The 9,944-nt window shown below is 60.6% G+C and carries 7 protein-coding genes and 1 tRNA gene; 6 read left to right on the forward strand and 2 right to left on the reverse strand.

The window, feature by feature from the left end; genetic code table 11:
• The 3 genes from NTZ26_09580 to NTZ26_09590 form a co-directional block, all read left to right on the forward strand.
• On the forward strand, positions 1–865 hold an 865-nt coding region (locus NTZ26_09580; GenBank protein ID MCX6560751.1), incomplete at its 5' end, for an ATP-binding protein.
• A complete protein-coding gene (locus tag NTZ26_09585) occupies positions 862–1,305 on the forward strand; it encodes a response regulator (protein MCX6560752.1) in 444 nt (147 codons plus the stop codon). The genes NTZ26_09580 and NTZ26_09585, both read left to right, overlap by 4 nt.
• A 32-nt stretch (positions 1,306–1,337) precedes the next feature.
• Positions 1,338–2,726 (forward strand): HD domain-containing protein, encoded by a 1,389-nt coding sequence (locus NTZ26_09590; GenBank protein ID MCX6560753.1) that lies wholly within the window; start codon positions 1,338–1,340, stop codon positions 2,724–2,726.
• A gap of 8 nt (positions 2,727–2,734) precedes the next feature.
• On the opposite strand, the gene NTZ26_09595 is transcribed toward NTZ26_09590, so the two are convergent.
• Together NTZ26_09595 and NTZ26_09600 are read right to left on the reverse strand one after the other, a co-directional pair.
• Positions 2,735–3,883, reverse strand: coding sequence for a hypothetical protein (locus NTZ26_09595; GenBank protein MCX6560754.1), 1,149 nt, complete (start codon positions 3,881–3,883; stop codon positions 2,735–2,737).
• A gap of 10 nt (positions 3,884–3,893) precedes the next feature.
• Positions 3,894–5,237 (reverse strand): multiheme c-type cytochrome, encoded by a 1,344-nt coding sequence (locus NTZ26_09600; GenBank protein ID MCX6560755.1) that lies wholly within the window; start codon positions 5,235–5,237, stop codon positions 3,894–3,896.
• A gap of 175 nt (positions 5,238–5,412) precedes the next feature.
• Between NTZ26_09600 and NTZ26_09605 the strand changes: the two genes are divergently transcribed.
• The 3 genes from NTZ26_09605 to NTZ26_09615 form a co-directional block, all read left to right on the forward strand.
• Positions 5,413–5,488 (forward strand) — tRNA-Ala (locus NTZ26_09605).
• Positions 5,489–5,636: 148 nt separating this feature from the next.
• Entirely contained in the window at positions 5,637–7,712 is a 2,076-nt protein-coding gene (locus NTZ26_09610; protein ID MCX6560756.1) for a PAS domain S-box protein, read from the forward strand.
• A 124-nt stretch (positions 7,713–7,836) separates the two neighbouring features.
• The coding region (locus NTZ26_09615; GenBank protein ID MCX6560757.1) for a GH116 family glycosyl-hydrolase at positions 7,837–9,944 on the forward strand (2,108 nt) is incomplete at its 3' end.

A 9,944-nucleotide genomic window follows, 5' to 3' on the forward strand; every position in this document is an offset into this window, starting at 1 on the left:
TTTTGAAAACTATGAAGTGGAGCATGATTTTATCGGCGTCGGCCGTCGCATCATGCTTTTAAACGCCCGGCAGATTCAGAGAGTGTACGGCAAGGAGCGGATCATCCTTCTGGCCATCGAAGACATCACCGAGCGCAAGGAAATTGAAGCCGGCTTGGAGAAGACCCGCAAAGAGCTCGAAGCGGCCAACCAAGAGCTTGAGGCGTTTACCTATTCGGTGTCGCACGACCTGCGGGCGCCGTTGCGGGGGGTGCTCGGCTTCTCGCGCATCCTGGTCGACGAGCACGCATCTCAGCTGCCCGCGGAGGTCCAACGCTACCTCAATCTCGTCCTTTCGAATACGCTTCAGATGGGCCGACTGGTGGACGATCTTCTCTCGTTCTCGCGGTTCAGCCGGCAGGCGATGGCCAAGAGTCCGGTCTATCCGGCCGTGCTCGCCCGCGAAGCGCTTGAGGTGCTTGACAGCGGGCCGCCCGGACGTCCGATCCAGATGACCATTGGCGATCTGCCCGCCTGCCAAGGCGATCGCGGGTTGCTGAAGCAGGTTTTTGTCAATCTGCTCTCCAACGCCCTGAAATTCACGCGCAAGCGGGATCCGGCGGTCATCGAGGTCGGTTTTTATCGCCGTGACGGGGAGACCGTGTACTTCATTCGCGATAACGGCGCTGGATTCGATATGCGCTATGTCGGCAAGCTGTTCGGCGTTTTCCAGCGGCTGCATTCGTCGGAGGCCTACGAAGGTACGGGGGTCGGGCTGGCCATCGTCCAGCGGATCATCCACCGTCACGGCGGGCGCATCTGGGGGGAAGGGAAACCGGACCAAGGCGCAACGTTCTTTTTCACGCTCGAAGGAGCCCAGTCATGAATACGCATCCCGTCGAGATCCTACTGGTGGAAGACAATCCCAGCGACGTGGAATTAACGCTGCATGCGCTCCGCAAGAATAATCTGGCCAACAATATCCATATTGTTCGCGACGGCGAGGAGGCGCTTGACTTCCTCTTTTGCCGGGGCGCCTATCAAGGCCGGGACGCCGGCTTGACGCCCAAAGTGGTCTTGCTCGACTTGAAGCTGCCGAAAGTGGACGGACTCGAGGTTCTTCGTCAAATCCGCGCCGACCAGCGGACGCACACCTTGCCCGTGGTCATTATGACTTCCTCGCGCGAGGAACGCGATGTCGTCGCCGGCTACAAGCTAGGGATCAACAGCTACATCGTCAAGCCCGTCGAGTTCGATCAATTCACCGAGGCGGTGAGGCAGATCGGCTGTTATTGGCTGCTGCTGAACCAGCCCCCGACGCCCTAACCGAAGATCAGGGAGAAGGAGGAGGCCGACCGATGCCGACGAAGCTCAAGGTTCTTCTGGTGGAGGATAGCCCCGTCGACGCCGAGCTGGCTTTGCACGAGCTGGGCCGCGCCGGATACGATCCGGAGTGGAAACGGGTCGAAACGGAGACGGAATTTCTGGCCCAGATCGACCAGGGTTGGGAGATCATCCTGGCCGACTACTGCCTGCCGGAGTTCAGCGGACTGCGGGCGATCGAATTAGTGCGGGGGCTCGGTTTAGACCTGCCTCTGATTATCGTCTCAGGGACCATCGGTGAAGACACCGCCGTCGAAACGATGAGGGCCGGCGCGAACGACTACATTATGAAAGATCGGCTGGGGCGCCTGGGTCCTGCCATCGATCGGGAATTGCGCGCCGCCGGCGAGCGGTACGAGCGTAAGCGGGTGGCGGTGGAGCTCCAGGAGGAGAAAGCCCTCATTGATACGGTGGTGGAACATGTTCCTCTTATGGTTTTTCTTAAAGAGGCGACTGACCTGAAATTCGTTGTCTTCAATCGCGCCGGCGAGGAGCTTTTGGGCTACGACCGCAAGGCCCTGCTCGGCAAGAGCGACTTGAACCTCTTCCCGCCCGAACAAGCTGCCCAGTTCATGGCCAGGGACCGGGAGGCGATGATTGAACACGGCGTTGTCGACATCCCGGAGGAACCTATTCTGACGGCCAAGAAAGGCCTACGGCTGCTGCACACGAAAAAAGTGGCTATTTTCGGAGCGGATGGGACGGCCAAATATTTGTTGGGCATATCCGAGGACATCACAGAGCAAAAAAAAGCCGAAAAGGAGCTGCGAGAATCCCTCGCGAGCCTGAGCAAGGCCCTCAACGGGACCATCCATGTCCTTTCCGCTGTTTCGGAAATCAGGGACCCTTACACGGCCGGACACCAGCGGCGGGTGGGGCGGCTGGCCCAGTCCATTGCCCGGGAAATGGGGCTGGCCCCGGCCCGGGTGGAAGGCATCCGTGTGGGCGGAGTCATTCACGACATCGGGAAGCTGGCCATTCCCGCCGAAATATTAAGCAAACCGACTCGGCTGTCAAAGGTCGAATTCGATCTGATCAAATCCCATGCCCAAATCGGCTATGACATCCTCAGGGATATCGATTTCGCCTGGCCGATCGCCGAAATGGCCCGGCAGCATCATGAGCGGTTGGACGGGTCCGGGTATCCTCAAGGCTTGAAAGGCGAGGCGATCCTCCTCGATGCTCGCATTTTGGCCGTGGCCGACGTCATCGAGGCGATGGCCTCGCATCGGCCGTACCGCCCCGCCGTCGGCATCGAGGCCGCGCTTGAAGAGATCGAAAAAAACAAAGGCCTGCTCTATGATTCGGACGCTGTTTCGGCGTGTTTGCGATTGTTCCGCGAACAAGACTTCCGGCTCGAGTAGGACCCCGGTCAGAACGCGGTCACGATACCCGTCAGGAGCCGGTGGTTGTCGCGGAGAAGATCGTGGGTGTATTCGGCCACCCATTTGAGGTTGCGCCGCAGCAAATAATTCACGTTCACGGTCAGGCCGTTCCAACTGGCCGCCTCCAAGCTCGAATCGACCTTGTTCCAGGCGAAGGTGAAGAAGGTCCGGCCCTTTTCTCCCCAGGGGCTGACCATGGCCTCGGCCAGGAAGGCGTCCGTCGTCGCCCCCGCGGCCGCCGTTAGAAAGAGCGGGTTCGAGTCGGTCCGGCGGACATACTCGAGCAGGAGTTCGATCTTCGGCAGGCGTAGCCGCAGGTCCGGTCCGAAATAGGAGACGCTGTTGGTCAACCCGTTGGCACCCGCTTCCTTGCCGCTGTAGCCGAGGATGCCGAGCCGGAGGTTGTCCTTCCAAAAGCTTTGGGCGACGCGGTAGACGAAGCTCTTGTATTTGTCGGAGTCGAAGATGTCCTGCTCGTCGATGCCGTTGCCGTTGACGAGCTGGAGCATGACGTCGGTCCCGAAGGCCGTCCCGGTCGAGGCCATGATCCCCCGATCATAAGACAGGTTGATCCGACTGTCGCCGACCCGGAAGCCGAAGATGGCGTAGCCCTCGGCGGTCAGGCGTGTTTCGGACGGCTTGACCGGGTCGGTGATGCGGTACTGTCCGAAGACGATGTCGACCGGCAGGCCGAAGACGCCGCGAAAGCTCAAATAAGTATCCTCCAACCCGACGATCTTGGCATCCTCGGACATCAGGAAGTAGGTGTAGTAGGAGATCTTGTCCGAGAGGTTGCCGGCGCTCAGAATCTTCATGGCCACAGGGGACTGGAAGTCGGACTTGGCCGCGGGATTGTTAGGGGCGTAGGCCAGGAAGCCGTCGAAGCGCATGGCCAACGGCAGCTCCCGCTGGAGGAGGAGCAGGGGGTCGCCCGTGTCCACGGTGGCTCGCGGGGGCTCCTTGTCCGGGATACGATAACCGTTGTCCATGAACTGCTCCCCGAAGGCCTTAAGCCGGGGCACCGGTGCGTGGCAAACCTCGCAGGAGTAGCCGTACTTGCGGGCGAAGGCGGGAATGGCCGCTGCCGCCTGGACCAGCGCGACGAGGGACAGGGCGAGCAGGCAGAGCTTTTTCATGGCACGTCCTTCAGTAGATAACCTTGACTTCAGCTTCGCCCGCGTTGACTTCCTTGATCTCGTATTCGTCGGCCGGCACCTTGAGGAATTCGGCCACGCTTTTGATCAGCAGGCGATAGTTGAGCTTGGCCTCGAAGCGCAGCGTCCCTTCCGGCAGGGTTTGGGGAAGAATCCAAGTATAGTTTTCGATCTTGGTCTCGCGCGGCCCGATCCGGTAGTCGGTCCCTTGCGTCGCCGTGTTCCACTGGCCGATGGTCATGCGGCCCTTGGGATCGAAATAAGCCATGCGGAAGACGCGGTGGCCCTCCTCGATGTCGTCGCGCTTGACGCCCGCGAATCCCGGGACGTCCATCATCATGTCGCCCATGTCCTGGTAGGCGAGGGCGTTGGACGAGATGGTGTACTCTTCGCCCGGAAAACCCTTCTTGTCCACGGGCAGGGGATAGCGGTTCCCCTTGGCATCGACGGCGTGGACTTCGAGCCAAAGCTGCCGGTCCTCGACCGAGCCAGTCGGGAACTTGTGGCCGGTTTTGGCGTTGTAGAGATGGACTCGGATAACCGCCTTGTCGCCCGGGGCGTAGTCGTCGGCATCGGCATAAACCTTGAGCTCGACGACACCTCTTACCTTGGCCGGGACATGGCCGCCGGGGAAATTGTGGTGGGCCATGTCGGGGAGCGGCTGACCCATGTCGGCGCTCTGGCCGGGGAAGCGCCACATGTGGCAGTCCTGGCAGCGCACGCCCTGTTTACTGTAGGGGCCTTCTTTCCACTCCAGGTGGGTGGATTTGACCCACAGCCCGAAGGGATTCTTCTCGTTATGGCAGGTGCCGCAGAAATCGGGCGACTTCACGAAGTCCGAGTATTTAGTTTCATGGAAGGGCGAGACGGCACCTTCCCGCGGACCGTATTTGACCTTGCCCGGGTTCAGGACGTAGTTGAAGTTGAACGGCGTGTCGCCCTGGAAGCCGGAGATCGTGTGGCAGACGTCGCACGAGACGGACTCGTTGGCCCGGCTGTTGGCCGACGGCAGGGGCGGCGGCGTGTTGCCGATAAAGAACGCGGCCGGCGTGTGGCAGCCGTTGCAGCCGGCTTTAACCTCGGCCACCTTGGGGTCCTTGTTCGCTTGCGGCACGGCCAGCTTGAAGTACTCGATCTCGTCCCAGGGATGGGTGTAGGCCTGGGACATCATGGCCGATTTCCACTCGGTGAAGATCTCCTTGTGGCACTGGGCGCATCGCTTGGGCGTCTCGAACAAGTCGTAGGTCTTTTTTTGCGCCGGCGCGGCCCGGACGACGAGGAAGATGCCGAGCAGAACGACGACGACCCCAATGGCGAATTTGGCGGTTTTTCCCATGGCTGCCTCCCGAGGGCTTGATTGGTGGGCTCATTATAGACGAACGCTGCGCGGCGGTGCAAATAACGCCGGATGCATATTCGAACCCGCCCGCGGCGGGCAGGGAGGAGGATCAGGAGGAGGATCAGGCTGGAAAAAGCCCCCCAAACATGCTAAAGTGAGGTCCCCTTGGGGTGGGCGTTTAGCTCAGCTGGGAGAGCGCCGCGTTCGCAATGCGGAGGCCGGGGGTTCGAGTCCCCCAACGTCCACCACCCTTTCCATCCTTCCCGTCCGGCCGGCCTGCCGGAGAGCGGCGCGGCCGGGATTCCCGCGGGCCGATTTGCACTTTCATTGGCCCTGGGCTATCCTAAGGGCACAAGAAGGGGACTCATGGCCGATGACTTAGGGGGGGCTTAGATCATGTTATGGAAGTGGTCCTTTGGCGTCATCGCCGAAGTCATCGCTTCGGCCAGTATCCTCGTTCTGGCCATTTATTTTCCCTGGCGAGAGCTGAACCGGAGGGCGAGGCTTTTCGGATCCACGCTTCTGCTGGCGTGCGCGTTGTGGATGCTGTCGCACGCCATCGAGATAGGACTGCCGGTTGCCGCCGTTAAGAGTTATTTAATGGGCGCCCAGCTCTTCTGGGGAACCGTAGCCATCACGTTCTGGTGGCTGTATATTATTCACCATAGCGGATCGAAAAAATGGCTGACCGTGCGCGTCTACCGGCTTTTGGGCCTCATGCCGGGCATTCTTATCGTGGGGATCTGGACTAATCCTCTCCACCACCTGATCTGGGGCCGCCCGGGCCTGGACGGCGTTAATCCATATTTGCCGCTTCAGCCTGCCTACGGCATCGTTTATTGGATCGGCATGGCCTATGTCTTTGCTCTGACTCTTTCCGGCAGTCTTCTGCTTATCAAGAAAGTCATCCACCGGCAGCATGGTCGAACCCGGGAATCCGTGGGTTTGCTGATGGCCGTCGCGCTTCCGATGTTGGCCGCTTTGGTCGAAACGCTCGGCTTGAGCAGCTCTTTGAAGCTGTCGATCGGCTTAACGCCGTGGGCATCTTTTGTCGGCGGCTTATTGCTTATTTGGAATCTCCCCCGATTCCAACTCCACAAAGTCATTCCTCTGGCCCATGATACCGTTTTTGAACGCATTAACGATTCCATACTCGTGCTGGATAAATGGGACCGAATCCTGGATTTGAACCCCGCGGCGGAACAATTATTAGGTTGCAAGATTTCGGTGGTCCGGGGCCTGTCGGTAAAACAAATTCTACCTCAATGGCCCGACCAAATTGACTTGGCCGACCCAACGCTCGTGTCCAACCGGGAAATCATCCTGGAACGAGGCGGTGAGACGGGGACCTATAATCTGAGCGTTTCTCTTGTGCCTGATCGTGACGGCCATCCCACGAGCCGGTTGGTTTTGCTGACGGATGCCTCCTCTCGAAAGAAGATCGAAGACGTGCTGCGGGAAAGCGAAAAGGAATTCCATTCGCTGGCCGAATCGATGCCGCAGATCGTCTGGATTACCCGGCCCGACGGCTGGAATATCTATTTCAATCAGCAGTGGGTGGATTATACGGGACAAACGCTGGAGGAGAGCTACGGCCACGGTTGGAACAAACCGTTCCATCCTGATGATCGGCAGCGGGCCTGGGAGGCCTGGCAAAACGCGACAAATTTCGGCGCCCTCTACTCGCTCGAATGCCGTTTGCGCCGCGCCGATGGAGCTTATCGCTGGTGGTTGATTCGCGGCACGCCCAATCTCGACGCCGCCGGGAAAATCATAAAATGGTTCGGTACGTGCACGGATATCGACAGCATGAAGCAGGCCGAGGAGTCGATTCGGGCCTCGTTGAGGGAAAAAGAGGTCCTGCTCCGGGAGGTCCACCACCGGGTCAAGAACAACATGCAGGTCATTTCCAGCCTCTTCAACCTCCAGGCCGGGCATACGCTTAACGAAGACGGCCGGGCCATCCTCAAAGAGGCCCAGGCGCGAATTCGCGCCATCAGTCTCGTCCATGAAAAGCTCTACCAATCCGCCGATCTCTCCCGGATCGATTTGGGCGGGTATCTCAATAGCCTGGCCATCCATCTGGTCCATTTCTACCGGCCCCAGCCCGGCCTTGTTCGGCTGGAAACGGATCTTGAGGAAGCGACCCTGGGCATCACCTCGGCCATACCCTGCGGGCTGCTCCTGAATGAGCTGATTTCCAACGCTCTCAAGCATGCCTTTGCGCAGAACCGGGCCGGCGTCATCCGGATCGGGTTGAAGCACGGGCCGGGCGACTTGATCGTCATTCGAGTCGCGGACGATGGGATCGGATTCCCGGAGGACTTGGATTTTCGCAAGTCGGATAGCTTGGGTCTTCAGATCGTGAACCTGCTGGCCGGCCAATTGAATGCGACGATCGAGCTGGACCGAACGAACGGGACGGCTTTCACTCTGACCTTTCGCGAAGTGGAATCCGCCTCCCCGGCTTGATCGGCCCCAACCGGCGGCCGACCATGCAGCGAAGAGGGCTTCTTTGACTCGTTCGGATTGACTTTTTCCCCGGCCCGGATTAGGAATAGTCCGTTCGCTACCCATCGCCCAAGGGAGAGAGACCATGTTCCAACGCCCTTCCCGCCGCCTCGCGCTCTGTTTCGTCCTGGCCCTGACGATCGCGTCCGGCCTCGCCATCGCCGCCGGTCAAACCCCGTCCAAGACTCCGTATTCGAACCAAGAGCTTTACGGCCTCGGCAAACCGCGCACCTTCGAAGGCCAGGCCTTGCGGGAGGTCGCCTTCCCGCTGGGGGGCATCGGCACCGGCACCGTCTCTCTCGGCGGCCGCGGCAACCTGCGCGATTGGGAGATCTTCAACCGCCCGGACAAGGGCGTGGACCTGCCGTTCACGTTCTTCGCCCTCTTTTGCCGGCCGGAAGGGGAGAAGCCCGTCGTCCGGGTCCTGGAAGGGCGCCTGCAGCCGCCCTTCACGGGCGGGGACGGCCTGCACCGATCCCAAGTGCCCGGCCTGCCGCGCATGGAGAAGGCCCGCTTCATCGGCGAGTATCCTTTCGCCGCGGTCGAGATGGAGGACTCCAAGCTGCCGCTCAAGATCACCCTGGAGGCCTTCAACCCGTTTCTGCCCCTCAACGTCGAGGAATCGAGCATTCCGGCGGCTGTCCTGCGCTACCGGATCAAGAATCTAAGCGCCAAGAAGGTCCAAGTGACCGTGGCCGGATCTCTTTTCAACCCGGTCGGATTTGACGGTGCGGGCAAGATCACCAGTGTGGACCATGCCCAGCTCGGCGGAAACGTCAACCAGATGCGCAAGGGCGGCGCCCTGAACGGCCTGTTCATGAGCTCCAAGAAGGCCGATCCGAAGACGGCCGCCTTCGGCAATCTGGCCCTGACGACCCCCTGGAAGGACATCACCTATCTTTCCCACTGGGTCCGCGGCGAGTGGTTCGACGACCTGCAGATCTTCTGGGACGACTTTGCTGCCGACGGCGTGCTCAAGAACGAGGAAGACGCCTCGCCCTCGCCTGACGGCCGCAGCGACGTCGGGACGCTCGGCTTGAAGGCCGTGATCGAGCCCTTCGGCGAGGTCGTGCTGCCCTTCTATCTTTCCTGGAGCTTCCCCAACTTCCTGGACTACTTCGACGTCGTCCGCACCCAGCGCGGCCAGAAGTTCCTCAATCAATACGCCACTCGCTTTGCCGACTCGTGGGCGGCGGCCGAGTACCTGGACAAGAACCTGGTCTCCCTGGAGCGCGAGACGCGCCGTTTCCATGAGGTCTTCTACGACTCGACGCTCCCGCCCTTCGTCCTCGACGCCCTGACCTCGCAGGCGGCCATCATCCGGACCACGACCTGCTTCCTGTTGAAAGGCAATCAGTTCTTCGCTTTCGAAGGCTGCAACGATCAGGGAGGGTGCTGCCCGCTGAACTGCGGCCACGTCTGGAACTACGAGCAGTCGCTGGCTTTCCTCTACCCGAGCCTGGAGCGGTTCATGCGCGAGACCGACTTCCTGGTCAACACCAAGGACGACGGGGGGATGGTCTTTCGGACCAGCCTGCCTCTAAGCACCGGCTTCTTCTGGGACTTCAAGCCGGCGGCCGACGGCTCGCTGGGCAAGATCATCAACCTCTACCGCGACTGGCAGATCTCCGGCGATACGGCCTTCCTCAAGAAGCTCTGGCCCAAGGTGCTCAAAGTGCTGGATTACACCTGGGCGCACTGGGACACCGACAAGGACGGCCTGATCGAGGGCGAGCAGCACAACACCTACGACATCGAGTTCTACGGCCCCAACAGCATGATGGGCACCTTCTACCTGGGCGCTCTGCAGGCCGCCTCGCGCATGGCCGAGGCCGTCGGCGACCCGGCCACGGCTAAAGCCTGTGCCGCGCTCCTGGACAAGGGCCGCAAGGCCTTCGACGCGACGCTCTGGAACGGCGAGTACTATATCCAGAAATACGACAAGGTCATGGAGAAGAAGTACCAGTACGGCGACGGCTGCCTGTCCGACCAGCTGCTCGGCCAGTGGCTGGCCATGGTGGCCGGGCTGGGCCGGTTCCTGCCGGAGGACCGGCTCAAGACCACCCTGGGATCGATCTATAAGTACAATTTTTTAACCGACTTCTCGGACTATTCCAGCGCCCAGCGCACCTACGCCCTCAACGACGAACGCGGGCTCCTGCTCTGCTCCTGGCCCAAGGGCGGCCGGCCGCC

The sequence above is a fragment of the Candidatus Aminicenantes bacterium genome (assembly GCA_026393855.1).
Lineage (GTDB): Bacteria > Acidobacteriota > Aminicenantia > Aminicenantales > UBA4085 > UBA4085.